Origin of the sequence: Rhizobium sp. N122 (genome assembly GCF_002211295.1) — a bacterium.
Lineage (GTDB): Bacteria > Pseudomonadota > Alphaproteobacteria > Rhizobiales > Rhizobiaceae > Rhizobium.
Window position 1 is genome coordinate 122,633 of sequence record NZ_LOKU01000012.1, and the last position, 25,805, is coordinate 148,437.

The window sequence follows — 25,805 nt, forward strand, 5'->3', positions numbered from 1 at the left end:
AGCCGCCCTCAACATGGTTCGAACGCCCGATAGCAGGCTATCGAAGCAGCGCCATGTTAGGTGGAGCAGGAGCAGGTTGCAACATACTATGATATGTCATCGAGGCCGAAGGCAGGTTTTCGGCTTGTCGTTTCGAGGCCCGTGCGGCGGCCGATATTTCGGCCGCCCGTCTCGCGTCCTTAGCCGGCTGAGGCGCCGACGCGGGTGAGGCCATCGCGGGCCGGCTGGTACTTGGGATCAAGGCCGACGGCATGGCGATAGGACCGGGCGGCCTTCGCCTTGTCGCCGCGCCGCTCGTAAACCAGCGCCTGGTTGGCCCAGGATTCGGCGACGTTGCCGTTGAGTTCGATCGCATGGTTGAAGTCGGCAAAGGCGTTGTCGTTGTCGTTCAGCGCGATATAGGAAATGCCGCGGCCATTATAGGGCTCGGGCGAATTCGGCGCGAGCGAGATCGCCTTCGAGAAATCGTCGATCGCCTTGTCCTGCTGATTGCGCTTCTGGTAGATCAGGCCACGATTGTGATAGGCGCGGCCATCGGTGGTGCCGAGCTGTATCGCCTTGTCGAAATCGTTGAAGGCCTGGTCGTCCTGGCCGGCCATGCGATAGACGTTGCCGCGGCCGATATAGGCGACGTCGTAGCTCGGATTGATTTGCAGAGCGGCATTGTAATCGCTGATCGCCTGGGCCTGCTGGCCCATATTGCGATAGACCAAGGCGCGGTTGGCATAGGCCTGGAAGAACCGCGGATTGATCTGCAATGCAGTGTTGAAATCGTTCAGCGCCTGGCGGAACTGGCCGCCGCGGCCATAGGCGGAACCGCGGACGTTGTAGCCTTCGGGATCCTTGGGATTGGCGTTGATGACAGCCGTTAGCGAGGCGATATTTTCTTCCGAACCCTGCGCCTTGTCGATGCGGATCACGGCATCCGTGGTGTTTGTCGTCTCACAGCCGGCAAGGCCAAACATTGCGGCCATCGCCAAAGCGGGCAGGAATGCGGTTTTCTGCAGGCGCCAGGCGCGGGACGGATTGAAGGTGTTGACAGCCATTCGGGCTCGCTTTCCCCATGCGGCATATCCGATACCGGGATATGCGATCTTCAGCGGCAAACTAAAAAAGGCGGTGGCGAACCCATCGCCCCCGCCACAATGCATCTGAAAACGTCGAAAAAACGACGGCAACGCTCAGCGTGCGACCAGACCTTCGCGCTGGGCGCGCTTGCGGGCCAGCTTGCGAACGCGGCGAACAGCCTCGGCCTTTTCGCGTGCACGCTTCTGCGACGGCTTCTCGTAGTAGTCGCGCATCTTCATTTCGCGGAAAATGCCTTCGCGCTGCATCTTCTTCTTGAGAGCGCGGAGAGCCTGATCGACATTGTTATCGCGGACAAGTACCTGCACGAGAATCACGTTCCTTTGGTTGGTGATGCCTGCGGCGGCGCAGCGCCAGTGGGCAAAAATATAACGTTCGCGCGGCCGCAGCCTTGCGATTGGTGATGCGAGATAGCAGATCGGCTATAGGAAGTCCAGATGGATATGGGAAGCGGGTGGAAAAATCGCGCTTGACCCTATCCGGTCACGATCCGGCTGTCTCGGCCGCGGTTTCGTCCAGCGCTGCGATGGCCTCCTTGAGAGCCGTTCTGACCCGGAGGCGATCGGCCGGCTCCAGCCGGCTCATATCGAGATGCAGGTCAAGGCCCGATAGGTGTTCACTGAGCACGCGGCTCTTATGGTCGGCGCCGAGCGTCAGCCCATCCACCGCATAGGGCACGATCTCGCGCTGTATGCCTTTCATCGTGATCGGCGGCAGTGGGTGGGCGTCGACGATGTCCGTCACCAGCGCATAGGTTTCGTAGCTGATGACGATCTCGCCTCCCTGGGCGATCGATTGCAGCCGGGCTGCGAGATTGGCCTCAGCCCCGATGATCGTATAGTCCATGCGGTCGCTGCTGCCGAAATTGCCGACGTTGCAATAACCGCTGTTGATTCCCATGCGGACAACGAAAGGCTCTTCGGTGCCGTTTCTGCGCCATCTGTCCTTGAGTTCGCCGAGACGGCGCTGCATGTCGACGGCCATGCGCAGACAGGCTTTGGCATCCTCTTCCGGACCCTTGGTTTCCGGGTCGCCGAAAAACACCAGCATCGCGTCGCCGATGAACTTGTCCACCGTGCCGCCATGTTCCAGGGCGATGTTCGACATCTCCGTCAGATATTCGTTGAGCATCTCCGTCAGCGCTTCCGGCTGCAGCCGCTCGGTGGTGGCGGTGAAATCCTTGATGTCGGAGAAGAAGATTGTCAGGCGCTTGCGCTCGGTATGGACCACCACATCCTTCTGCCCGGAGAAGATGCTCTTGTAGATCTGCGGTGAGAGATAACGCGAAATCTTCAGGGAAACGCTGGCGAGGAACTCGTTCGCCGCTTCCAGATCCTGGTTGGCACTATGGATCGCCCGTGTCTGCTGCCGCTGGAGCAGGATGAAGCTGATGCCGATGAGGGCGACGAACAGAAAATAGCAGAGCAGGTATTTGAAGGCGAAGACGTTGCTGACATAGGGCTGCCGGATGATGACCTCCTGGATGCCGCGCACATCGCCGACTTTCCAATCGGTCTTCGGGCTTTCCGGATGGCTATTGTGGCAGGCAACGCAGGCCTGGCCCATGACGACGGGGGTGATGAACCGCAAGGTGTCGGTCAACCCGACACGGGTGAGATCGTTCAGGGTCTGCTGCGGATTGGCCCGCAGCGCGGCGAGAGCCTTGTTCTCGAATTCGTCGAGTTCGTGGGAGGCGCGGCTCTTGAACGGCAGGTCGGAGACGAAACGGTAGGTGATGTTGGCCTGTTGCTCCTTGATGACGTCGCCGAGTTCCAGGGAAAGGGTGGCCGGCAGCGGAATGGCGCCTGGTACATTGGCGTAATTGTGCGAGACGGTCGTGCCGTCGGTCGCACCGCTGGCGTGGGCAGCGAGAACACGGCCCACGACGTTGGCGGAATAATAGGCGCGGATGCTGGATATCAGCGAACTCATATCGCGCGCCTGACGCCGCAAGGTATTTCCCGAGAGATCGCTGATATCGAGCCAAACGGCCAGCGGCAATCCCGCGAGCATTGCCAGCACGACGACAATCAGCCAATAGCCGCTCCGGCGCGCGGCGGTTTCGGAAATCACGGCGACCCCTCGTTCTTCTCTGGAAGGCATTCGATTTTCGACTGCTACAAGAACATTTCGCCGGCTGCCCGGCAAGATCGAAGCCCTGCCATATAGCCAAAAGCCGGCCTAACCCGGATGTGTAGCGCGGCCCATTGAAAGAGAGGACCGCCACGGCATGTCCGAATGGCGTTTGGAGCGAAAGCGGCGTAGCCTGCCGGCAGGTGCGGGCCACTCTGCGGGCCGTGGAGGGGACACCCGGTGAGATCATGACGCGAGTCCAGCAATTCGGTGTCGTTATCGGCCTGGCGATCGTGGCGCTGCTCACGATCCTGCGGGCGGAAGATCCCGGGATTTTCAAGCTGATCCGCGGTGTGACCTTCGACGAATATCAGCGGTTGGTTCCAAGGACCTTCGAGCCGATGCCGGTCCGAGTCATCGATATCGACGAGGCCTCGTTGCGCGAATTCGGACAATGGCCCTGGCCGCGGGACCGGCTCGCCCTGTTGGTGGACCGGCTTTCTCAAATGGGCGCTTCCGCCATCGCCTTCGATATCCTGTTCTCGGAGCCGGACCGGCTGTCGCCGCGCAACGTCGTGCGCGAGGCCGCAGGCGTCGATCCGTCGCTTGCCGAGAAGCTGCCTGACAATGACGAGATATTCGCCCGGTCGATTGCCGAGAAGCCCGTCGTGCTCGGCTTTGGCCTTTCCAATGAGGGCAGTTATCGGCCGCCTGTCAAAGCGGGTTTCGCCTTCACGGGCGAAAGCCCTGTCTCGGCTCCCCCCTATCTCGGCGCCTCGACGCCGCTCAGGCCGCAATTGGAGGCGAATGCGGCCGGGCTCGGCCATATCAGCCTCAATCCCGGCAATCCCTCGCCGGTGGTGCGGGCGGTTCCGCTGTTTTTGACCGACAGCCAACAGCTCTATCCCAATCTCGCCATCGAGGCGCTGCGCGTCGCGCAGGGGGCGTCGACCTATGTTCTGTCGGGCGCGCCCGATCGCGCCGGCATCATGACATCGGCGAAGATCGGCGATTTCGTCGTGCCGCTGACGGCGGCGGGCGAACTCTGGCTCTATGTCAGCCCCGACCGGGCCGAGCGGTACATATCCGCCCGGCAGGTGCTTGCGGCCGAAGGAGCCTCTCCCGAAGTCGCGGCCGCCATCGACGGCAGCATCGTCTTTGTCGGCACTTCGGCGGCCGGCCTGCAGGACATCCGCGTCACGGCGCTCGGCGAGAACGTTCCCGGGGTTTCGCTGCATGCCCAGGCGGTCGAGCAGATGCTTTCCGGCCAGTTCCTGTCGCGGCCGGACTGGGCGGATGGACTGGAAATCCTGACGATCGCCGTGCTCGGCTGCCTGCTCGTCGTGGTGACGACCTTCGTCAGCCCCGCCGTCGCGCTGATCTGCGGCCTGCTGATTACGGCCATGGCACTCGTCGCCTCCTGGCTCTCCTTTCTCTATGCCGGGCTTCTTTTCGATCCGCTGGCGCCGATCGTCAGCGGATCGATCATTCATTTTGCCGCGACGTCCTTCCGGATCCTGGTGATCGACCGGGAGCGGCGGGCGGTGCGGCGCGCCTTCGGGCATTATCTTTCGCCATCGCTGCTCCATCGTATCGAGCACACCCGCGATGCCCTGCGCCTCGGCGGCGATGACCGCGAACTGACGGTCATGTTCGTCGATGTCCGGAATTTCACCGAGATCAGCGAGCGGCTGGCGCCGACCGACGTCGTTGCCTTCCTGAATACGCTGCTCGATGCGCTGAGCCGCCATGTGGTGGCCAATGAGGGCACACTCGACAAGTTCATCGGCGATTCGATCATGGCGTTCTGGAATGCGCCCGTCGATGTGATCGATCATGAAACCAAGGCTGTCCGCGCAGCGCTTGCCATGCGCGAGACGCTCGCCGAATTGAACGCCGGCGACGCCTTCGGCTTCGGACCCGGACAACAGGTCGGGATCGGCATCGGCATCCATACCGGCCTTGCCTGCGTCGGCAATATGGGGGCCAAGACACGCTTCAACTATTCGGCGGTCGGCGATGCCGTCAACGTCGCGGCCCGCATCGAGTCATGCTGCAAGGAGGTCGGCTTCGATATACTCATCTCCGACAGCACGGCGAGGTCGGTGCAGGGGATGGCGCTGATCGAGGCCGGCGCCCTACCGCTCAAGGGAAAGAGCAGCCGGACGCAGATCCTTGCCGTCGTCGGTGATGAGCGGGTCGCGGCATCTCAGCAATTCGCGGCGCTAGAGGTCGTTCACAGGCAGTTGATGGAGGCCTTGCAATCACATTCGCGGAACAGCCGGAAGCTGATCGGTGCCGTCAAGCTCAGGGCGGTGCAGGTGACCGGCGCTCTGGCGGAATTCTACCAGCGCATATCCGGCAGGGCCGATCATTTTCGCGAGGCGCCGGAGGGGAGCGAAAAGAGCGCTGCCGACTGAGGGACTTCAGCGGCCGCGATTGAAGTTCCGGCCCCTGTCGTTGGCCCGGTCTCTGTTATGATCACGATCGCGATCACGATGATCACGATCGCGATCGCGGTCTCCGTCATGATGGCGGTCATGGTCTCGATGATCCTCGCCATGATTTCCCGGCTTGCCGTCGTTGTCATGCCGGCCATGGCCATCATGCTTGTCGGGCTTATCCGGCTTGTCGTGATGCGGTCTGTCATGATCCGGTTTGTCATGATGCGGTTTGTCGGGCTTGTTCGGCCGCTCCTTTTGCGGCTCGGCCTGTCTCTGCGGCGGATCCTGCTTTTGCGGCGCAGGCGCTATTGCCGGCGGAGGCCGTGTCCGATCTTTTCTTTCCGGCGCGACAGAGGCCATATTGCAGCCGCCGAGCATGCCGATGCCGCCTGAAAGCCGCTGATTGCCGGAGAGGAAGGGGAGCGCGCGGGGATTTCCGAGCGTATCGAGAATGCTGGGATCCACCCGGCGTGCCGCCGACATGTTGCCGTTCGGCTTGGCCACCACGCAATCGCAGCGTTGCTGCAATTGCCGGCAGCCGCCCGGGCCGCAAAACCGGGCGGCGCCGTTCAACAGGACGACGGCGGTCGTGCCATCGGGGCCGACATAGAAATCGAAAGCGGTGCCGCGCACGCCGATCGTGCCGGCGGGTGTGAGGATCTGGTAGGCGGAGGAATTGGAACTGCCGCTCACCCAGCGAAACGTGCCCTTTGCCGCTCTGATGGTGAGTTTCTTGACCGATTGGGAATCATCGAAGACATATTTATCGATCACGACCGACGAGCCCCAGCCGACCGCGAGCTTCGTGCCGTCACGAAACAGGAACTGGCCAAGCCCTGACGGGGAGGTCTTGATGCGTTCGTTGCGATGGACGCTGGTGTCGACTTCGATGGGGCCGCTCTGTCCCGTCACCTCCGTCTTGATGACGACAGCCTGGCCGACCGGCTCGGCGGCGAGTGCCGGTTGCGCGACGGCAACCACAATGCAAAGCGCCTGGAGTAGTGAACGCCGACCCCACATGATACAGGAACCCCGGGAACATGGGGTGAATTAACATTTTAGTAACTGCTTGTCTTCTCGCCCACTTGGATTAGCGCCGTGCGGCGGCTCCAGGGAAGGCCGGTTTTGCCTCATCCCGCCGAACAGCCTCGGAAGCCGCGCGCTGTCTGCGAAAACCGCGCAGTTTTCGGCATCATGTCGCTCAGTGTCAAAAGCAAAGCATTTGGCTGTCGCAAAAGAACCGTTGTGCCGCTTTTGGATTTGCGATTTGTATGGGCGCGGAGAACAGCCCTTGCCCTATAGGAGAAGAAGGCGGATGCGGAAATATTCGGTTTTTGCCGTGGCGCGGGAGGCCCTTCGTGGCCACAAGGGCTGGGAGAAGCAGTGGACTTCGCCTGAGCCGCGCGCCGAATACGACGTCGTCATCATCGGCGCCGGCGGTCACGGGCTGGGTGCGGCCTATTACCTCGCCAAGGAGCACGGCATCACCAATGTAGCGGTGATCGAAAAGGGTTGGCTCGGCGGCGGCAATACCGGGCGCAACACCACCATCATCCGCTCGAACTATCTCTATGAAGAGAGCATGCAGATCTACGAGCATTCGATGAAGCTCTGGGAAGGGCTTTCTCAGGAGCTCAACTACAATGTGATGTATTCGCCGCGCGGCGTGATGATGCTCTCGCACAATATTCACGACCAGCAGTCGTTCAAGCGGCATATCCATGCCAACCGGCTCTACGGCATCGACAATGAATGGCTAACGCCGGAGCAGGCCAAGGCCTATTGCCCGCCGCTTGATATCTCGGCGAGCGCCCGCTATCCGATCAACGGCGCGGCGCTGCAGCGGCGCGGCGGCACGGCGCGGCACGACGCGGTCGCCTGGGGTTATGCCCGCGCAGCCTCGGACCGCGGGGTGCACATCATCCAGAATTGCGAAGTCACCGGCATCCGCCGCGGCCCCGATGGACGCGTGACCGGGGTCGAGACCTCGCGCGGTTTCATCGGCGCCAAGAAAGTTGCCGTGTCGGCCGCCGGCCATACGTCGACGATCATGAAGATGGCCGATGTGCGCGTGCCGCTGCAATCGAGCCCGCTGCAGGCGCTGGTCTCCGAGCCGCTGAAGCCGATCTTTCCATGCGTCGTCATGTCGAACACGGTGCATGCCTATATCTCCCAGTCCGACAAGGGAGAGCTCGTCATCGGCGCCGGCACCGACCAGTATAATTCCTATTCGCAGACCGGCGGGCTGCAGATCATCACCCATACGCTCGACGCCATCTGCGAACTCTTCCCGATGTTCCGGCGCGTCAAGATGATGCGGCAATGGGGCGGCATCGTCGATAATACGCCGGATCGTTCGGCGATCCAGTCGAAGACGCCGGTTCCCGGGCTCTACGTCAATTGCGGCTGGGGCACCGGCGGCTTCAAGGCGACGCCTGGCTCGGCCAATCTCTTCGCGCATCTGATTGCCCGCGACGAGCCGCACAAGTTCAATGCCGGGCTGACGCTGGAGCGCTTCCGCAGCGGTCGGCTGATCGACGAGGCGGCGGCGGCGGCGGTGGCGCACTGATGATGCGTGTTGTCGCTCAGATGCTCGCTCCTTTCGTTGCTCACCCCCTCATCCGCCTTGCAGGCACCTTCTCTCCGCTGGAGAGAAGGGGAGGAGAAGGAAATCATACATGCTGCTGATCCATTGCCCTTACTGTCAGGAAGAGCGCTCGGAGCTTGAATTCCGCGGCGCGGGTGACGCGCACATCGTGCGGCCCGCCGATATCGCCTCGGTTTCGGACGAGGAATTCGAGGCCTATTTCTTTCTGCGCGACAATCCGAAAGGCCTGATCTTCGAACGCTGGCGGCACATCCATGGCTGCGGGCGCTTCTTCAACGCGGCGCGCGATACGGTGAGCGACAAGTTCATCGTGACCTACAAGGCGGGCGAGCCGAAGCCTGAGATCGGCGCTAAGGCCGAAAAGCACGCGCCTGTCGAGACATATGAAGCCGTGGAAGGAGAGGCGCAATGAGCGGCGTGAACCGTATCGTCGGCAAGGGGCGCCTGACGCCGGCCAAAACCGCGCGCTTCAGCTTCGACGGCGAGACCTATACCGCGCTGGAAGGCGATACCGTCGCCTCGGCGCTGATCGCCCACGGCGTGCATCTTTTGGGACGTTCGTTCAAATATCACCGCGCTCGCGGTATTCTGTCGGCCGGCGCCGAAGAACCGAACGCGCTGATCGACGTCGCCCGTGATAAGGCGCGCAAGCAGCCGAACGTGCGCGCGACGGTGCAGGAAGTCTTCGACGGCATGATCGTCAACTCGCAGAATCGCTGGCCCTCGCTTGCCTTCGATGTCGGTGCGGTCAACAATCTGATGTCGCCGTTCTTCGCCGCCGGCTTCTACTACAAGACGTTCATGTGGCCGCGCGCGGCCTGGAAAAGCGTCTACGAACCGCTCATCCGTCGTGCCGCCGGCCTCGGTGTCGCGCCGACGGAGGAAGATCCGGATCATTATGCCAGCCGTTATGCTCATTGCGACGTGCTGGTGGTCGGCGCCGGCGTTGCCGGACTTTCGGCGGCCCTGGCCGCGGCCGGAACCGGTGCCAAGGTGATCCTCTGCGACGAGCAGGCGGAAGTCGGCGGCGCATTGCGCTACGATGCCGGCGTGACGATCGACGGCCAGGAGGGTTATGCCTGGGCGCAGAAGGCTGTGGCGCGGCTGAAGGCGATGGACAACGTCGAAGTGCTGGTCCGCACCACCGCCTTCGGCTACTACAACCACAATTTCGTCGGTCTCGCCGAGCGCGTGACGGATCATATCGCCAAGCCTTCTCAAGATCTGCCGCGCGAGCGGCTCTGGCAGGTGCGGGCCAAGCGAGTGATCCTCGCCAACGGCGCGATCGAGCGGCATATGGTATTTCCGAACAACGACCGGCCGGGCATCATGCTGGCTTCGGCGGCGCGGATGTATCTCAATCACTACGGCGTCGCCGTCGGAACGAAGGTTGGCATCTATACGGCGCATGACTCGGCCTATGAGGCGGCTTTCGATCTGAAACGGGCCGGTATTTCGGTCGCTGCCATCGTCGATTGCAGGCAGGCGCCGGGAGCGGCGGTGCTGGAGGAGGCACGTGCGCTCGGCATCGACGTCCTGACCGGGCAGTCGGTGATCAACACGGCGGGGCGGCTGCGCATCTCGTCGATGACGGTGGCGCGCAACGGCGGCGGTTCGCCGCGCAAGATCGCAGTCGACGCGTTGCTGGTTTCGGCCGGCTGGACGCCGTCGGTGCATCTGTTCTCGCAGTCACGCGGCAAAGTGGCCTTCGATGCTGAAAGCCAGCGTTTCCTGCCCGGCTCCTATGCGCAGGACTGCCTTTCGGTCGGCGCCTGCAACGGCACCGACGATCTGCAGCGGACGATCGAGGAATCGCTTGCCGCGGGCGAGCTGATGGCGCAGGCCACCGGCAGAAGCAGCGGCGAGAAGATCGCCATTTCTGCCGAGCAGGCCTATGACTGGACAGGCGGCATGATCGGCGCTGCCGAAGGCGCCGGCCCGAAGACCAACGCCAAAGCCTTCATCGATTTCCAGCACGATGTCTGCGCCAAGGATATCCGCCTTGCCGTGCGCGAGGGCATGCATTCGATCGAGCATATCAAGCGCTTCACGACCAACGGCATGGCCTCGGACCAGGGCAAGCTTTCCAACATGCACGGCCTGGCGATCGCCGCCGAAATGCTCGGCAAGGAGATCCCGCAGGTCGGGCTCACCACTTTCCGCGCGCCCTATACGCCTGTTACCTACGGTACGCTGGTCGGCCATTCGCGCGGAGAGCTGTTCGACCCGACACGCAAGACGCCGCTGCACAACTGGGAAGAAGCGCATGGCGCCGTCTTCGAGGATGTCGGTAACTGGAAGCGTGCCTGGTTCTATCCGCGGGCCGGTGAGAGCATGCACCAGGCGGTCGCCCGCGAATGCCGCACAGCCCGAGAGTCGGCGGGTATTTTCGACGCTTCGACGCTCGGCAAGATCGAGGTGGTGGGGCCGGATGCGGCGAAGTTCCTCAACCTCATCTACACCAATGCCTGGGACACGCTGAAGCCGGGCAAGGCCCGCTACGGCATCATGACCCGCGAAGACGGCTTCGTTTATGACGACGGCGTCGTCGGGCGATTGGCCGAGGACCGTTTCCATGTGACGACGACGACCGGCGGAGCGCCGCGCGTTCTTCACCACATGGAAGATTACCTGCAGACGGAATTCCCGGACCTGAAGGTATGGCTGACCTCGGTCACCGAGCAATGGGCGGTCATTGCCGTGCAGGGACCGAAGGCGCGCGCGATCGTCGAGCCGCTGGTCGAAGGGGTCGACCTCTCGAACGAGGCCTTCCCGCATATGAGCGTTGCCGAGTGCACGGTCTGCGGCGTGCCTGCGCGGCTGTTCCGTGTCTCCTTCACCGGCGAAATCGGTTTCGAAATCAACGTGCCGGCCGATTATGGCCAGTCGGTGCTCGAAGCTGTCTGGGCCAATGCCGAACCGCTCGGCGCCTGCGTCTACGGCACGGAGACGATGCACGTTCTGCGCGCCGAGAAGGGCTACATCATCGTCGGCCAGGATACTGACGGGACGGTTACCCCGGATGACGCGGGTGTTGCCTGGGCCGTTTCGAAGAAGAAGAAGGACTTTGTCGGCATTCGCGGCCTGCAGCGCCCGGACCTGGTCAAGGAAGGGCGCAAGCAGCTCGTCGGCCTTGTCACCAAGGATCCGAAGCTGGTGCTCGAGGAAGGCGCGCAGGTCGTCGCCAACCCGAACGAGCCGAAGCCGATGACAATGCTCGGCCACGTCACCTCGTCCTACTGGTCGGAAAACTGCGGCCGGTCGATCGCCTTCGCGCTCGTCGCCGGCGGCCGGGCCCGGATGGGCGAGACGCTCTACGTGCCGATGCCGGACCGGACGATCGCCGTCGAGGTGACGGATCTGGTGTTCTTTGACAAGGAAGGAGGCCGCATCCATGGCTGATGTCGCAATTCGCAAGCCTGTGCTTGCCGGCCGCCTCGGCGGCTCCGCAACGGTACGGCTGACCGTGGCACAGGCAGCGAGCCGGGTGGCGCTGCGCGCGCCAGCGGGTTCGCTTGCCGCGCTTTCCAAAGCGCTCGGTCTGTCCGTTCCGACCGTCCCGAAAACATCGGGGCGGGCCGGCGCCCGATCGGTGCTCTGGATCGGGCCGGACGAATGGCTTGTCATCGACGAGGACGGCGCCGATCTGATGACGGTGCTTTCCGGGGTCAGCGCCGTGCATTCGGCGACCGACGTTTCGCACCGCAATCTCGCGATCATCGTCTCGGGACCGGGTGCGGAAAAGACGCTTGCCGCCGGCTGCCCGCAGGATCTGTCGTTGTTTTCCTTTCCGATCGGAGCCGCGTCGCGGACGATCCTCGGCAAGGCGGAGATCGTGCTTCTGCGCACGGATAAAGACACGTTCCGGGTGGAGTGCTGGCGGTCGTTTTCGGATTTCGTCTTCGGGCTGCTCGACGAGGCGGCTCATGATGCCGGCCATTGAGGCCGGACCGATCCCGGCTGCGTAAGCCGCAATCAAGGGATAGGTAAATGCTGCACCATGCCTCCCTCGGCGTTTCCGATATCGAGCGGTCCGCAGCATTTTACGATGCCGCCCTTGGTGCTCTCGGCTATGTCAGGGTCTGGGACGACATCAGGCCGGGGCAGACGGGACAGGCGGTCGGCTACGGCCTTCCCGGCGGCGGAGACAAACTGGCGATCAAACATCGGCCGGATGGCCAGCGCCCGGCCGGCCCGGGTTTTCATCTGGCCTTTGCCGCCCCGAGCCGCCAGGCGGTCGATCAGTTCCATGCCGCGGCAATCGCACATGGCGGCGATGACAATGGTGGTCCAGGCTTTCGCCCTCACTACGGCCAACACTATTATGCGGCGTTCGTGATGGATCCGGACGGGCACGCACTCGAAGCCGTCTGCAAGTCGGCCGAGTAGCAGACGGCGTTTTGCTCAAACGTCCTCGGGACGATCCTTCGGGTCGAATTGGATGATGGTGATCCATCTTGCCGTCAGCGCCGGCTTCTTCTCGTTTTCGATCTCGATCGAAGCGTCATAGGTGGTCATCAGCATGCCGCCGCCGCGAAAGCGGGCGTCGGCGAGCAGGAAGCGGCCGCGGACGCGGGTGCCGCTCTTGACCGGTGTCATGAAGCGGACGCGATCGAAGCCGTAATTGATGCCCATGGTCTGCTCGCGCACTCTCGGCAGACAGTTGTAATTCATCGCCGACAGCAGAGACAGCGTCAGGAAGCCGTGGGCGATGGTGCCGCCGAACGGGCTTTCGGCGGCTGCGCGCTTGGGATCGACGTGAATGAACTGATGGTCGTCGGTCGCCCCTGCAAAGGCGTCGATCATCGTCTGGTCGACGGTGATCCAGTCCGAAAGGCCTGTTTCCATGCCGATCAGTCCCCGCACGTCGGAGAGTGAAATTTCCGTGACCATGAATTCCTCGTGAAATAGGCCGCCGGCCCAAGCCTTATCGTGCATTTATGACGATTGCGACAAGGATTTGCGCAAGCGGGGAGAGCCGGTCAATTTTCTACGAAAAAGGCGACGGAGCGTGGCTCGACGGTCACTCGGGCGCCGGCTTTGTTGGCTCCATCCGGCGTCAATTGACGCCAGCCCGGTTCGGTTCCGGACGGGAGCGTGAAGGATTGCCGGTCGCCCGAACGATTGAAAAGCACGGCAAGCCGGGTCTGCCTGCCGCGCGCGGAGAGGTCGCCTGTGGAAAGCAGCATGCCGAGGGTGGAAAGCGACGGCGTTTCCCATTCGGCGACGGTCATCGGTTCCCCCGAAAGCGATAGCCATTCGACATCGCCGTTTCCCGACAGGAAGCCGGTTTCGGAGAAGACCGTGAAGCGGCGGCGCAGCCCGGCGACGAACGCGGTATGGGCGACGAGGTCTTTGTCCAGCGCCTTCCAGTCCAGCCAGGTGATCTCGTTGTCCTGGCAATAGGCGTTGTTGTTGCCTTGCTGGCTGCGGCCGCCCTCATCGCCGGCCGTCAGCATGATGCTGCCGCGAGTGGCAAAGAGCGTCGATATCAGCGCCATCACATCGTCCCGGCGACGCTTGCGGATCGAGGGATAGAGAGTTTCCCCCTCGACGCCGTTGTTCCAGGAGTGGTTCTCGTTGTGGCCGTCACGATTGTGCTCGCCATTGGCATCATTGTGCTTGCCGGCGTAGGAAACGAGATCGCTCAGGGTGAAGCCGTCATGGGCGGCGAGGAAATTGACGCTGCGCGTCCCTTTGCCGTCGTTGCGGGAGAAGATGTCGGAGGAGCCGGCGAGTGCGGTCGCCAGCGCCCCGGTCTTCCACTGGTCGCCGCGCCAGTAGCAGCGCAGATCGTCGCGAAGCCGGTCGTTCCATTCCAGGAAGGGGCTGGGGAAATTGCCGAGTTGGTAACCGCCGGGGCCGATATCCCAGGGTTCGGCAATCATGATCCGGTCGGCGAGCACACTGTCGGAAAGGATGGCGGCCAGCGTTCCGCCGTCGCGCTCGAAGCCTGTCGCGGTGCGGCCGAGCACGGGGGCGAGATCGAAGCGAAAACCGTCGACGCCTGAATTGAGCACGAAGTGGCGCAGGCTGTCGATAATGAGACGGCGAACCTCGGGATGATCGCAGGCGAGCGTGTTGCCGGTGCCGGTGTCGTTGACGAGTTCGCCGGGGCTGTTCCGGGTGTGGCGATAATAATGCAGGTTGTCGAGGCCGCGCAGCGACAGCGTCGTCCCGTAACGGTCGCTCTCGCCGGTATGGTTGAAGACGAGGTCGAGGATGACAGCGATGCCCTCGGCATGGAGCGCTGCGACCGTCCGGCGCAGTTCCGCCATGCCGCCCGGCGCCAGCCGCGGATCGAGCGCCATGAAGGCGACCGGATTGTAGCCCCAGCCGTTGGTAAGGCCGAGCGGCGGCAGGTGGCGCTCGTCGATCCAGGCGGTGATCGGCATCAGTTCGACGGCATCGACCCCGATCCGCTTCAGATGGGCGATGACCGAGGGATGCGCAAGAGCGGCCACCGTGCCGCGCAGAGCCTCCGGCACATCGGGATGGAGGATAGTGAAGGGCCGGACCGCCACCTCATAAATGAAGCCGCCCGGTTTGAAGAGCGGCCTGCCGATTTCGGCTGGGGTATCGGTGGTGACGATCGCCTTCGGCATCAGATCCTGGCTGTCCTCGCCATAAATGCCGAGGCGGGGATCGTAGCGGAACGGCCTGTCGATCTCCTTGGCGTAGGGATCGACCAGCAGTTTGGAAGGATCGTACCAGAGGCCGCTGTCGGGGGCGTAGATACCGTCGGCGCGATATCCGTAGCGTGCGCCCGCCTTCAGGCCGTCGACAAACAAGCGGTGGACGTGATTGCTGTCGCGCGCCATCGGCAGCCGCGCGAATTCCCTGTTGCCGTCATCCTCGAAGAGGCAGAGTTCGATCTGTGCGGCATGATGCGACCACACGGCAAATCCGACGCCGGTCTCGAAGACGATCGCGCCGCATTGCGCCGAACTTTCTCCCCGCATGTTCCCCCCGGATCAGGTGATCACGGTTGGCGCATCGCGTCCCGTGCGTTCACGAATGCTGGCAATGCTTTCGGCGGCGGCGATCAGATCGGCGAGCGCTTCCTGCGTTTCGATGTTGTGGCGAGTCGAATCCGGCTCGTAGCGCTCGATATAGACACGCAAGGTTGCGCCAGACGTGCCGGTTCCGGACAGGCGGAAGACGACGCGGGAGCCGCCCGCAAAGAGCACGCGGACACCCTGATGCTCGCTCACCGATTTGTCGATCGGGTCGTGATAGGCGAAGTCGTCGGCCTTTTCGACCTTCAGGCTGCCGAAGCTCTTGCCGGGCAGGGTGGAAAGCTGGCTGCGGAGATTGTCCACCAGGCCGTTCGCCGCATCGGTGTCGAGGCCTTCATAGTCATGGCGCGAATAATAGTTGCGGCCGTAGGTCTGCCAGTGCTGGGTGACGATATCGGCGACGCTTTCGCCGCGCACGGCAAGGATATTCAGCCACAGCAGCACCGCCCAGAGGCCGTCCTTCTCGCGGACGTGACTGGAGCCGGTGCCGGAGCTTTCCTCGCCGCAGATCGTCGCCATGCCGGCGTCGAGCAGATTGCCGAAGAACTTCCAGCCGGTCGGCGTTTCGTACATGCCGATGCCGCGCTTTTCGGCAACGCGGTCGGCGGCACCCGATGTCGGCATCGAGCGGGCGATGCCGGCCAGGCCGCCGGAATAGCCGGGGGCGAGATTGGCGTTGGCGGCCAGGATCGCCAGGCTGTCGGACGGGGTGACGAAGATGCCGCGGCCGATGATCAGATTGCGGTCGCCGTCGCCGTCGGAAGCGGCGCCGAAATCGGGCGCGTCATCGCCCATCATCTCATCGAAGAGTTCCTTGCAGTGAACCGGGTTCGGGTCCGGGTGATGACCGCCGAAATCCGGCAGCGGCATGAAATTGCGCACCGAGCCCAGGGGAGCGCCGAGGCGATTTTCGAAGATTTCCTTGGCATAGGGGCCGGTGACGGCGCTCATCCCGTCGAAGGCAATGCGGAAGCCAAGGCTGATCAGATTGCGGATGGCGCCGAAATCGAACAGTTCTTCCATCAGCGCGGCATAGTCCTCGACCGGGTCGATGACCGAGAGGATCATGCCGCCGGGCAGCTCGTCCTTGCCGATGCGGTCGAGATTGACGTCGGCGAAATCGGCGATCTTGTAGCTGTCGATCGTCTTCGAGCGCGCATACATCGCGTCGGTGATCTTCTCCGGCGCCGGGCCGCCATTGTTGATGTTGTATTTGATCCCGAAGTCTTCGGTCGGGCCGCCGGGATTGTGGCTGGCAGACAGAATGATGCCGCCGAAGGCTTTGTACTTGCGGATGATGTGGGAAGCGGCCGGCGTCGACAGGATGCCGCCCTTGCCGACCATGACCTTGCCGAAGCCGTTGGCGGCGGCCATCTTGATCGCCTTCTGGATGACTTCGCGATTGTAGTAGCGTCCGTCGCCGCCGATAACGAGGCACTTGCCCTGAAAACCTTCCAGCGAATCGAAGATCGACTGGATGAAGTTCTCCGCGTAGTTCGGCTGCTGGAAGACCGGAACCTTCTTGCGCAGGCCCGACGTGCCGGGTTTCTGGTCCAGATAGGGCGTGGTGGGTACGGACTTGTTCATTTTAGTTCACATGCCTTTCGAGACGAGGCTTGAATAGAGGGCAGCGTAGCGTTCGGCGCTCTTCTCCCAGGAGACATCCGATTTCATGCCTTGCTTTTGCAATTGGGTCCAGAGTTTTCGGTCCGCGTAAAAATGCATCGCACGGCGGATTGCCTGTAGCATGCCCGTTTCCGTCACGGGTGAAAATTGTATGCCGGTTGCCACTTTCGCCGCAAGTGCGGCGTGATTGGCGTCGATCACCGTGTCGTTCAGTCCGCCGGTACGGGCGACGATCGGCACGCAGCCGTAACGCAGGCCGTAAAGCTGGGTCAGGCCGCAGGGTTCGAAACGCGAAGGGATGATGATCGCGTCGCAGCCGGCCTGCATCAGGTGCGACATCGGCTCGTTGTAGCCGATCGAGACGCCGATACGACCGGGATGACGGCTGGCGGAGGCAAGCAGTGCGCCTTCGAGTGCCGCGTCGCCGGAGCCGAGCACGACGAGCTTGCCGCCCATGGCGACGATTTCGTCGGCGACGTTGGCGACAATGTCCATGCCCTTTTGCCAGGTGAGCCGGCTGATGACGCAGAAGATCGGGGCGTCGTCATTGTCGAGATGGAAGAATTCGGCGATCGAGCGGCGGTTCTCCTCGCGGTTCTTCAGCGACGTCGGGCCATAATGGGTGTGGACGACGGGATCGGTCGCCGGGTTCCAGATATCGGTGTCGATGCCGTTGACGATTCCGTGCAGATTGTCGATGTGGCTGGCAATGACGCCCTCGAGTCCCATGCCGAATTCCGGCGTCAATATCTCGTCGGCATAGGTCGGGCTGACCGTGGTGATTGCGTGGGCGGTCTGCAGGCCGCCCTTGAGGTAGCCGACGGTGCCGTAATATTCGATGCTGTCGGTGGCGAAGGCATGGCCCGGCAGGCGCAGGCCGGGAAAGATCTCGGGGCCGAACTGGCCCTGGAAGGCGATGTTGTGGATGGTCAGCACGCTCGGCAGTTCCGGCGTCGGATAATAGCGCATATAGACCGAGGTCAGCGCCGCCTGCCAGTCGTGCGTGTGGACGAGATCGGGCCGCCAGCCGGGCAGCAGTCCGGCGGCGATCTCGGAGGCGGCGAGCGAAAGAGCGGCGAAACGCCGCCAGTTATCCGGATAGTCTTTGCCGAGCGGATCGACATAGGGGCCGCCCGGCCTGTCGTAATAGGCCGGCGCGTCGAGGACGAGCAGATCGAGGCCCTCATGCTGGACCTCAAGCACGGTCGCCGGCTCACCGAGCAGATCGGGGAATTCGAGCCTGACGACCGGGTCGCGAATGACCTTCATGACGGCGGGATAGCCGGGGAGAAGGGTCTTGGTCTCGACCCCGAAGGCTTTGAGAGCGATTGGCAGGGCGCCTGACACATCGGCCAGGCCCCCTGTCTTGATCAAAGGGAAGACTTCGGATGAAACCGAAAGAACTTTCATAAGTCAGATATCCAGCTTGTCGATCATCGGTTGAGTGATCAGGCAGATGCCGCTTTCCGTCCGCCGGAAGCGCTTGGCGTCGAGTTCGTCATCCTCGCCGACAACAAGGCCTTCCGGAATGACGACACCATGGTCGATCACCACATTCTTGAGCTGGGCCCGCCGGCCGATCTTGACGTTCGGCAGGATGACCGCCCCTTCCAGTTTGGAGAAGGAGTTGGCCCTGACACCGGTGAAGAGCAGGCTGTTGTTGAGGCTGGCGCCCGAGATGATGCAGTCGCCCGAGACGACGGAGGAGGTGGCCGAGCCGCGACGATCCTCGTCGTCGTGGACGAATTTGGCCGGCGGGGTGATCTCGGCATAGGTCCAGATCGGCCAGGACTTGTCGTAGATGTCGAGTTCCGGAACGATCGCCGTCAGGTCGATATTGGCCTGCCAATAGGCGTCGATCGTGCCGACGTCGCGCCAATAGGGCTCATGCTCGAAATCGGAGCGGACGCAGGACTTGGCGAAGCGGTGGGCGACCGCCTTACCGTTCTTGACGATATAGGGGATGATGTCTTTGCCGAAGTCGCGGCTCGAGTTCGGGTCGGCGGCGTCCCGGCGCAGCGCATCGAGCAGGAATTTGGTGTGGAAGACGTAGATGCCCATCGAGGCGAGGGCGAAATCCGGCTTGTCGGGAATGGGCGGCGGATCAGCCGGCTTCTCGACGAAGGCGATGATTTCGTCCTTGTCGTTGACATGCATGACGCCGAAGCCCACCGCTTCCATGCGCGGCACTTCCAGGCAGCCGATGGTGACGTCGGCGCCGGAATCGACGTGCTGCTGCAGCATCCATTCATAGTCCATCTTGTAGACATGGTCGCCGGCGAGAATGACCATGTATTCGACACCGTAATCCTCGATGATGTCGATGTTCTGATAGACGGCGTCGGCGGTGCCTTCATACCACTGCGTTTCCGAAACGCGCTGGCTGGCCGGCAGGATGTCGAAGCTTTCGTTACGCTCGGGGCGGAAGAAGTTCCAGCCGCGCTGCATGTGGCGGATCAGCGAATGCGCCTTGTATTGCGTCGCGACGCCGATGCGGCGGATGCCTGAATTCAGGGCGTTCGACAGGGCGAAATCGATGATGCGGGCCTTGCCGCCGAAATAGACGGCGGGTTTGGCACGCCGGTCGGTGAGTTCCTTGAGGCGGCTCCCCCTGCCGCCGGCCAGAACATAAGCCATTGCATCGCGGGCAAGTGGCTGAACACGCTTTTCTACCATTTTCTCCTCCCACCAGTACTAATTTTCAGGTTCAAGCATGATTGTCGCCAAGGGCGGCAAGGTGATCGAGCAGGTGATGTCGCCGCCGGCATCGACGGCCTGCACGCGCCCGCCATTGCCCTTGCCGCTGCCGCCGTAAATGTCGGCATCGGTGTTCAGAATTTCCCGCCAGCGGCCTGCGGACGGCAGGCGGATCGTGTAGTTCTCGCGGTAGACGGGGGTGAAATTGGTGATGACGGCGACGGGCTTTTGGCCCGGTGCCTTGCGCAGCCAGGCAAAGACGGAATTCTGGTGGTCGTCGGCAACCAGCCATTCGAAACCTTCGCCCTCGCAGTCACGCTCATGCAGCGCCGGCTTGCTGCGATAGGTGAAATTGAGGTCGCGCACCAGGCGCCGCATGCCCTCATGCATGCGATATTGCAGCAGGTTCCAGTCGAGCGATTTCGCCTCGCTCCACTCGCTCCACTGGGCGAATTCCTGGCCCATGAACAACAGCTTCTTGCCGGGATAGCCCCACATATAGGCGTAGTAGGCGCGCAGATTGGCGAATTTCTGCCAGTCGTCGCCCGGCATCTTGGCGATCAGCGAGCCTTTGCCGTGGACGACCTCGTCATGCGAGAGCGGCAGGACGAAATTTTCCGAATAGGCGTAGAGCAGGCCGAAGGTGAGCTCGTTGTGATGGTGCCTGCGATGGATCGGATCGCGGCTCATATAGCTCAGCGTGTCGTGCATGAAGCCCATGTTCCACTTGAAGCCGAAGCCGAGGCCGCCTTCATGCACGGGCTGCGAGACCTTCGGCCAGGAGGTCGATTCCTCGGCGATGGTCATGACATTGGAATGATTGCCGTAGAGACGGATGTTGAGATCCTGCAGGAAGCGGACCGCTTCGAGGTTCTCGTTGCCACCATATTCGTTCGGGATCCATTCGCCGTGTTTGCGGGAATAATCGAGGTAGAGCATCGAGGCGACGGCATCGACGCGCAGGCCGTCGAGATGGAATTTCTCGGCCCAGTAGAGCGCGTTGTTGACGAGATAGGAAACGACCTCGGTGCGGCCGAAATTGTAGATCGCCGTGCTCCAGTCCGGGTGGAAGCCCTTGCGCGGGTCTTCGTGCTCGTAGAGCGCCGTGCCGTCGAACCAGCCGAGGCCGTGCTCGTCGGTCGGAAAATGCGCCGGCACCCAGTCGAGGATGACGCCGATGCCGACCTTGTGGCAGCCGTTGACGAAACGGGCAAAACCCTCCGGCTCGCCGAAACGGGCGGTCGGCGCGTAGAGGCCTGTCGTCTGGTACCCCCAGGAGGGGTCATAGGGATGCTCTGTGATCGGCAGGAATTCGATATGGGTGAAGCCCATGTCGGCGCAATAGGGGATGAGGCTGGAGGCGAGTTCGTCCCAGGACAGCATCGTGCCGTCGTCCCGGCGCCGCCAGGAGGCGGCATGCACCTCGTAGATCGAGATCGGCTGGCGGCGCTTGTCGGTCTCGCGCCAGTGTTTCAGATGGGCTTCGTCTTCCCACTCCTGTTCCAGATCGGCGGCGGTGATCGAGGCGGTCTTCGGCCTCAGTTCGCTGCGGCGGGCGAAGGGATCGGCCTTCAGCGGCAGCAGCACGCCGTCCTGGCCGCGGATCTCGAACTTGTAGGCAACGCCGATCGGTACGTCAGGGGCAAAGATTTCCCAGATGCCGCTATCGGAGCGGAAGCGCATGACGTGGCGGCGGCCGTCCCAATTGTTGAAATCGCCGACGACGGAAACGCGCTGCGCGTTCGGGGCCCAGACGGCGAAATGGATGCCCTGGGCGCCGTCATGTTTGATGAGGTGGGCGCCCATCTTGTCGAACAGGCGCAGGTGCGAGCCCTGGCGGGCGAAATAATCGTCCATCGGCCCGAGCACCGGACCGAAGCTGTAAGGGTCGGTGACGGCCCATTCGGCATCGCCGCGCCGGGCGCGGTAACGCACCGGCTGGAGCTTGGTGAGGGAAACCGGGCCGGCGAAGAAGCCGTCGGCATGCAGTTGCTTCAGCTCGCCGATGACGCTGCCGTCGAGCGCCATGGCGGTCACTTCTTCCGCACCTGGGATGAAACACCGGGCGACGAAGGCGTCGCCTGCCTGGTGCACCCCTAGGACGGCAAAGGGATTGGAATGCGAGCCGGCAAGGATCGCCGCGATTTCTTCTGCCGAAATTTCCCAGGAAAGCGTTACTTCAGGGACGTTTTTCGGCGTTTTCATCCGGCTCTCCAGATTTCGTCTGCATATTGCCTGATCGTACGGTCGGACGAGAACCAGCCCATCCGCGCCGTGTTGTTGATCGTCTTGCTGTACCAGGCGGACTGGTTGGTCCAGATCTGATCGACTTCGCGCTGGGCCTGGGCGTAGGCGTCGAAATCGGCCGCGACCATGAACCAGTCGTGCGAATAGATGCCGTCGATCAGCGAGGTGTAGCGGTTGCGGTCATCGGGCGAAAAGACGCCGGAGCCGATGGCTGAGAGCGCCTGGGCGAGCTCGCGCGAGCCTTCGATGATGGCGCGGGGATTGTGGCCGTCGCTGCGGACCTTGGCGACCTCGTCGGCCTTGAGGCCGAAGATGACGATATTGTCTTCGCCGACATTGTCGCGCATTTCGACATTGGCGCCGTCGAGCGTGCCGATGGTCAGCGCGCCGTTGAGGCCGAACTTCATGTTGCCGGTGCCGGATGCTTCCATGCCAGCGGTCGAGATCTGCTCGGAGAGGTCGGCGGCCGGAACCATGACTTCGGCGAGCGAGACATTGTAATTCGGCACGAAGACGACCTTCAGCAAGCCGCGCACCGACGGATCGTTGTTGATGGTGCGGGCGACGTCGTTGATCAGCTTGATGATCAGCTTGGCATTGTAATAACTCGGCGCCGCCTTGCCGGCGAAGAGTTTGACGCGCGGCACCCAGTCGAGCTCGGGATGCGAGCGGATCTGGTCGTAGAGCGCGACGGCCTCGATGATGTTCAGAAGCTGGCGCTTGTATTCGTGGATGCGCTTGATCTGGATGTCGAACATCGCCGACGGATCGAGCTTCACGCCCATGCGGCTGGCGACGAGGTTGGAGAGCGCCACCTTGTTGGCGCGCTTCACCGCTGCGAATTTCTGCTGGAAGCTCGGATCCGAGGCATGCGCCTCGAGCGGGCGCAGCTTCTCGGCATCGTCGAGGAATTCGTCGCCGATCGCCTCGCGGATCAGGCCGGTGAGACCGGGATTGCACTGCTGCAGCCAGCGGCGCGGCGTGATGCCGTTGGTCTTGTTGTTGATGCGATCGGGATAGAGCTTGTGCAGGTCGGCAAAGACCGTGACCTTCATCAGGTCGGTGTGCAGGGCCGAGACGCCGTTGATCGAATGCGAGCCGACGAAAGCGAGGTTGCCCATGCGCACGCGGCGGTCGCCGCTTTCATCGATCAGCGAGATCGAGCGGATTTCGCCATCGGAGAAGTTCTTGCCCTTGCGCGCGTCGAGCAGAATCTTGGCGTTGATCGCATAGATGATCTGCATGTGGCGCGGCAGCAGACGCTCGAACAGCGGCACCGCCCAGCTTTCCAGCGCTTCCGGCAGCAGCGTGTGGTTGGTGTAGGAGAAGGTATGGCGGGTGATTTCCCAGGCCTGGTCGAAATCCATCCCATGAACGTCGCAGAGCAGACGCACGAGTTCGGCCACCGAGACGGCGGGATGGGTGTCGTTCAGCTGGATCGCCACCTTATCAGGCAGCGAGGTGAAATCGTCATATTGCTGCAGATGGCGGCGCAGGATGTCCTGCAGCGAGGCCGACGAGAAGAAGAATTCCTGGCGCAGGCGCAGTTCCTGGCCGGCCGGGGTGGCGTCGGCCGGATAGAGAACCCGGGTCAGGCTTTCGGCCTTGTTGCTTTCGCGCAGCGCCCCGATGTGGTCGCCGGCATTGAAGGCATCGAGCAGGATCGGATCGATCGGCTGCGCCGACCAGAGGCGTAGCGTGTTGACGCGCTTGCCGCGCCAGCCGACGGCCGGCGTGTCGAAGGCGGCGGCGATGACGCGCTCGGCCGGTTTCCAGACGTAGCGCGGCTGGTCGTCATGGGTGGTGATGAATTCGACGGCGCCGCCGAAGCCGATTTCATAGGCGCTCTCGCGGCGCTCGAACTCCCAGGGATTGCCGTGGGCGAGCCAGTTTTCCGGCAGTTCCACCTGCCAGCCATCGGCCAGCTGCTGGCGGAAGAGGCCGTGCACATAGCGGATGCCGTAGCCATAGGCGGGGACGTCGACCGTCGCCATGCTCTCCATGAAGCAGGCGGCGAGACGGCCGAGGCCGCCATTGCCGAGGGCGGCATCGGGCTCCAGGCCGGCAATGACGTTGACGTCGACACCGAGCGAAGTGAGCGCATCGCGCACCTCTTCCATCAGGCCGAGGTTCGAGACGGCATCGCGCATCAGGCGGCCGATCAGGAATTCGAGGGAGAGATAATAGACACGCTTGGCGCCGGTCGCATAAACCTCGCGGGTGGAGGCCATCCACTTGTCGATGATGCGGTCGCGCACTACCAGGATCGTCGCGGTCAGCCAGTCATGCGGCTTTGCCACCTTGGCGTCCTTGCCGATGCGGTAGGTCAGGCGTTCGATGATTTCTTCGGCGAGAATTTCCGGCTTCGAGCTGCGCGGGGCGGGGGAGGGAATAATCGGCTTGGAAACGGTGTTCATTGTCAGATCTCGCCAATTTTAATTTGGTTTCAGGACGTTATGCCTGATTTAATCGATTTGTCGCTTGTGCCGACGACAGTTTATGCATCGTTACTAAGCACTTGCAACAAAGGATTTGGGCAAACGAAAAATTTGCGAAACCTTCAGAATCACCGGGTTCGAGGGAATTGATTTCAAACGCTTTTCCCGATCAGATGGATGGGATAGCGATAACGAAAAGCCGCGCGGGTTTGTTCCGGCGCGGCTTTGTATCGACCCCCACACCGACTTCGTGACTTAGTTCGTCAGACGGGTGATCGAGCTTGTAGCCTTTGCGGCGATGTCGCCGAAATCTTCGACCAGCTTGGCCATGTTGTCGGGAGCATAATAGTTCGCGGTACTGCTTGCGCAGGCCTGGAGCAGATCCTTGCCCCTCTGCGGAGCCATGAAGGCAATGGTAAAGATGGTAATGCCATCGCTTTTTACCACAGTGCAGAGATCGCGGACTTCCTTGTCGAGTGAACTATTCCACGAACTACCGTTGCCCGTCATTTCACCGTCGGTCATCAGGATAATATATCGTTGGAAACTGTTGTGATTCTTGGATTTGTGCTTCTGGGTCTCCGTATCGGTGCCCTCGGTCGAGGACTTCAGAGCCTTGTAGGCCGTATCAAGCGCATCGCTCGCATCTGTGCCGCCGGTCGGCAAATAGGGGAGAGCCGAGACGTAGCTCGCCGCGTCCGCAGTGCCCCAATTGATCGCTTTGGCCGCTTGTTGTTTGTCCGTATAGGAGACAGCGCCGACACGCACGAGTTCGCTCGTTGGATCGGCTTTGTTAAGTTCGGTGAAAAGCCCAGCAGCCGCTGTCTGTAACGCCTCTATCTTGCGGATATAGCAGTAGGACTTCAAATCTTTGTCCGGATCCGGCCAACTGTCTTGTGTGTAGTTGTCACATTTCGACGGCTTCGTTTTCTTCTGATCGGTTATGAAAGACATCGAACCGGAGCGATCGAGGACCAGATACATCGAGAGTGCGCCTTGTGTATCGGTCTGGCCGTTCTCGCCGCTACTTGTCGCGCTGATGGTCTGCGTCGCTTTACCGAAGACGCGCATCAGGGGACTGAGCGGGAGGTCGAAGGAGGTGTTGACATCGACCTTGAAGATCTTGCTCTTTGTACCATTTGCCGTGGTCGTGACGTTGACGTTCGTTTTATCCTTGATCGAGCCTTGAATGGAGTTCTTCGCAAGAACCTGTGCCATCTGTCCGGCGACAAAATCCTTCGCAAGGCTTTTCGCGCCGGCCTCGTCGATCTTCTCATTGGCGAGCGCAGTCGCTGCGGCGATAGCCGCCGAGTCCGTGGCTTCCTGCAACTCGCGCTTCGACAGCGCCATATTCGAATAGTCGATCGCCATGCCGGCAGCACCGACAAGAACGGGCAGCAGGATAGCCGTCATGATACCGAAATTGCCGCCACGGTCGCTCAACATGCGACGCAGGCAGGGATGCAAGAAGGAGGTGCGCATCATGTTCACCCGAAATGGACCCTGTGGGTTACATTAGGCGTCGCTACTTCTTTACGCCGTCCTTACGGCGTCCATTCAATTCTAA

Annotated in this window: 18 protein-coding genes; 6 read left to right on the forward strand and 12 right to left on the reverse strand. The window is 62.2% G+C overall.

The genetic code is table 11. The features are described from left to right. Nucleotides 1-179 precede the first annotated feature (179 nt). The 3 genes from ATY75_RS10985 to ATY75_RS10995 all read right to left on the reverse strand — a co-directional run bounded on the left by ATY75_RS10985 (nucleotide 180) and on the right by ATY75_RS10995 (nucleotide 3,189). Entirely contained in the window at nucleotides 180-1,046 is an 867-nt protein-coding gene (locus ATY75_RS10985; protein ID WP_064840735.1) for a tetratricopeptide repeat protein, read from the reverse strand. A gap of 135 nt (nucleotides 1,047-1,181) precedes the next feature. Continuing rightward, nucleotides 1,182-1,394, reverse strand: a complete 213-nt coding sequence (gene rpsU, locus ATY75_RS10990; protein ID WP_003585885.1) for a 30S ribosomal protein S21 — start codon at nucleotides 1,392-1,394, stop codon at nucleotides 1,182-1,184. Nucleotides 1,395-1,569: 175 nt separating this feature from the next. Continuing rightward, entirely contained in the window at nucleotides 1,570-3,189 is a 1,620-nt protein-coding gene (locus ATY75_RS10995) for an adenylate/guanylate cyclase domain-containing protein (RefSeq protein WP_088937562.1), read from the reverse strand. Between the two features lie 218 nt (nucleotides 3,190-3,407). On the opposite strand from ATY75_RS10995, the gene ATY75_RS11000 reads away from it, so the two are divergent. Then, nucleotides 3,408-5,579: an adenylate/guanylate cyclase domain-containing protein gene (locus ATY75_RS11000; protein WP_088937563.1), complete on the forward strand. Its 2,172-nt coding sequence runs from the start codon at nucleotides 3,408-3,410 to the stop codon at nucleotides 5,577-5,579. Between the two features lie 6 nt (nucleotides 5,580-5,585). On the opposite strand, the gene ATY75_RS11005 is transcribed toward ATY75_RS11000, so the two are convergent. Further along, a complete protein-coding gene (locus ATY75_RS11005) occupies nucleotides 5,586-6,623 on the reverse strand; it encodes a FecR domain-containing protein (RefSeq protein ID WP_088937564.1) in 1,038 nt (345 codons plus the stop codon). Nucleotides 6,624-6,918: 295 nt separating this feature from the next. Here ATY75_RS11005 and ATY75_RS11010 point away from each other — a divergent pair, with 295 nt between their 5' ends. The 5 genes from ATY75_RS11010 (at nucleotide 6,919) to ATY75_RS11030 (ending at nucleotide 12,600) form a co-directional block, all read left to right on the forward strand. Further along, the gene (locus ATY75_RS11010) at nucleotides 6,919-8,172 is read left to right on the forward strand and encodes a sarcosine oxidase subunit beta family protein (RefSeq protein ID WP_064840731.1); all 1,254 of its coding nucleotides are present in this window, start codon (nucleotides 6,919-6,921) and stop codon (nucleotides 8,170-8,172) included. Nucleotides 8,173-8,281: 109 nt separating this feature from the next. Next, a complete protein-coding gene (locus ATY75_RS11015; protein ID WP_064840730.1) occupies nucleotides 8,282-8,623 on the forward strand; it encodes a sarcosine oxidase subunit delta in 342 nt (113 codons plus the stop codon). Continuing rightward, on the forward strand, nucleotides 8,620-11,613 hold the full coding sequence (locus ATY75_RS11020) for a sarcosine oxidase subunit alpha (RefSeq protein ID WP_088937565.1): 2,994 nt from the start codon (nucleotides 8,620-8,622) through the stop codon (nucleotides 11,611-11,613). The genes ATY75_RS11015 and ATY75_RS11020 overlap by 4 nt, the downstream gene beginning before the upstream one ends. Further along, nucleotides 11,606-12,154: a sarcosine oxidase subunit gamma gene (locus ATY75_RS11025; protein ID WP_088937566.1), complete on the forward strand. Its 549-nt coding sequence runs from the start codon at nucleotides 11,606-11,608 to the stop codon at nucleotides 12,152-12,154. The genes ATY75_RS11020 and ATY75_RS11025 overlap by 8 nt, the downstream gene beginning before the upstream one ends. 47 nt (nucleotides 12,155-12,201) lie before the next feature. After that, a complete protein-coding gene (locus ATY75_RS11030) occupies nucleotides 12,202-12,600 on the forward strand; it encodes a VOC family protein (protein WP_088937567.1) in 399 nt (132 codons plus the stop codon). Nucleotides 12,601-12,615: 15 nt separating this feature from the next. On the opposite strand, the gene ATY75_RS11035 is transcribed toward ATY75_RS11030, so the two are convergent. The 8 genes from ATY75_RS11035 to ATY75_RS11070 all read right to left on the reverse strand — a co-directional run bounded on the left by ATY75_RS11035 (nucleotide 12,616) and on the right by ATY75_RS11070 (nucleotide 25,723). Continuing rightward, a complete protein-coding gene (locus tag ATY75_RS11035; RefSeq protein ID WP_064841451.1) occupies nucleotides 12,616-13,104 on the reverse strand; it encodes a MaoC family dehydratase in 489 nt (162 codons plus the stop codon). 89 nt (nucleotides 13,105-13,193) lie between these two features. Continuing rightward, on the reverse strand, nucleotides 13,194-15,173 hold the full coding sequence (glgX, locus tag ATY75_RS11040; protein WP_088937568.1) for a glycogen debranching protein GlgX: 1,980 nt from the start codon (nucleotides 15,171-15,173) through the stop codon (nucleotides 13,194-13,196). Between the two features lie 12 nt (nucleotides 15,174-15,185). Continuing rightward, nucleotides 15,186-16,817 (reverse strand): alpha-D-glucose phosphate-specific phosphoglucomutase, encoded by a 1,632-nt coding sequence (locus ATY75_RS11045; protein WP_064840726.1) that lies wholly within the window; start codon nucleotides 16,815-16,817, stop codon nucleotides 15,186-15,188. 6 nt (nucleotides 16,818-16,823) lie between these two features. Next, the gene (glgA, locus tag ATY75_RS11050; RefSeq protein WP_088937569.1) at nucleotides 16,824-18,266 is read right to left on the reverse strand and encodes a glycogen synthase GlgA; all 1,443 of its coding nucleotides are present in this window, start codon (nucleotides 18,264-18,266) and stop codon (nucleotides 16,824-16,826) included. Nucleotides 18,267-18,269: 3 nt separating this feature from the next. Beyond that, on the reverse strand, nucleotides 18,270-19,532 hold the full coding sequence (gene glgC / locus ATY75_RS11055) for a glucose-1-phosphate adenylyltransferase (RefSeq protein WP_088937570.1): 1,263 nt from the start codon (nucleotides 19,530-19,532) through the stop codon (nucleotides 18,270-18,272). A gap of 18 nt (nucleotides 19,533-19,550) precedes the next feature. Further along, nucleotides 19,551-21,758, reverse strand: coding sequence for a 1,4-alpha-glucan branching protein GlgB (glgB, locus tag ATY75_RS11060; protein ID WP_088937571.1), 2,208 nt, complete (start codon nucleotides 21,756-21,758; stop codon nucleotides 19,551-19,553). Next, a complete protein-coding gene (locus ATY75_RS11065; protein WP_088937572.1) occupies nucleotides 21,755-24,217 on the reverse strand; it encodes a glycogen/starch/alpha-glucan phosphorylase in 2,463 nt (820 codons plus the stop codon). The genes glgB and ATY75_RS11065 overlap by 4 nt, the downstream gene beginning before the upstream one ends. Nucleotides 24,218-24,493: 276 nt before the next feature. After that, the gene (locus ATY75_RS11070; RefSeq protein ID WP_088937573.1) at nucleotides 24,494-25,723 is read right to left on the reverse strand and encodes a TadE/TadG family type IV pilus assembly protein; all 1,230 of its coding nucleotides are present in this window, start codon (nucleotides 25,721-25,723) and stop codon (nucleotides 24,494-24,496) included. Nucleotides 25,724-25,805 lie beyond the last annotated feature (82 nt).

What these genes read in the sequence shown, in the direction of transcription:
- ATY75_RS10985 (WP_064840735.1), bottom strand. Translation starts at nt 1,046, where the DNA reads ATGGCTGTCAACACCTTCAATCCGTCCCGCGCCTGGCGCCTGCAGAAA.
- ATY75_RS10995 (WP_088937562.1), bottom strand. Translation starts at nt 3,189, where the DNA reads ATGCCTTCCAGAGAAGAACGAGGGGTCGCCGTGATTTCCGAAACCGCC.
- ATY75_RS11000 (WP_088937563.1), top strand. Translation starts at nt 3,408, where the DNA reads ATGACGCGAGTCCAGCAATTCGGTGTCGTTATCGGCCTGGCGATCGTG.
- ATY75_RS11005 (WP_088937564.1), bottom strand. Translation starts at nt 6,623, where the DNA reads ATGTGGGGTCGGCGTTCACTACTCCAGGCGCTTTGCATTGTGGTTGCC.
- ATY75_RS11010 (WP_064840731.1), top strand. Translation starts at nt 6,919, where the DNA reads ATGCGGAAATATTCGGTTTTTGCCGTGGCGCGGGAGGCCCTTCGTGGC.
- ATY75_RS11015 (WP_064840730.1), top strand. Translation starts at nt 8,282, where the DNA reads ATGCTGCTGATCCATTGCCCTTACTGTCAGGAAGAGCGCTCGGAGCTT.
- ATY75_RS11020 (WP_088937565.1), top strand. Translation starts at nt 8,620, where the DNA reads ATGAGCGGCGTGAACCGTATCGTCGGCAAGGGGCGCCTGACGCCGGCC.
- ATY75_RS11025 (WP_088937566.1), top strand. Translation starts at nt 11,606, where the DNA reads ATGGCTGATGTCGCAATTCGCAAGCCTGTGCTTGCCGGCCGCCTCGGC.
- ATY75_RS11030 (WP_088937567.1), top strand. Translation starts at nt 12,202, where the DNA reads ATGCTGCACCATGCCTCCCTCGGCGTTTCCGATATCGAGCGGTCCGCA.
- ATY75_RS11035 (WP_064841451.1), bottom strand. Translation starts at nt 13,104, where the DNA reads ATGGTCACGGAAATTTCACTCTCCGACGTGCGGGGACTGATCGGCATG.
- glgX (WP_088937568.1), bottom strand. Translation starts at nt 15,173, where the DNA reads ATGCGGGGAGAAAGTTCGGCGCAATGCGGCGCGATCGTCTTCGAGACC.
- ATY75_RS11045 (WP_064840726.1), bottom strand. Translation starts at nt 16,817, where the DNA reads ATGAACAAGTCCGTACCCACCACGCCCTATCTGGACCAGAAACCCGGC.
- glgA (WP_088937569.1), bottom strand. Translation starts at nt 18,266, where the DNA reads ATGAAAGTTCTTTCGGTTTCATCCGAAGTCTTCCCTTTGATCAAGACA.
- glgC (WP_088937570.1), bottom strand. Translation starts at nt 19,532, where the DNA reads ATGGTAGAAAAGCGTGTTCAGCCACTTGCCCGCGATGCAATGGCTTAT.
- glgB (WP_088937571.1), bottom strand. Translation starts at nt 21,758, where the DNA reads ATGAAAACGCCGAAAAACGTCCCTGAAGTAACGCTTTCCTGGGAAATT.
- ATY75_RS11065 (WP_088937572.1), bottom strand. Translation starts at nt 24,217, where the DNA reads ATGAACACCGTTTCCAAGCCGATTATTCCCTCCCCCGCCCCGCGCAGC.
- ATY75_RS11070 (WP_088937573.1), bottom strand. Translation starts at nt 25,723, where the DNA reads ATGATGCGCACCTCCTTCTTGCATCCCTGCCTGCGTCGCATGTTGAGC.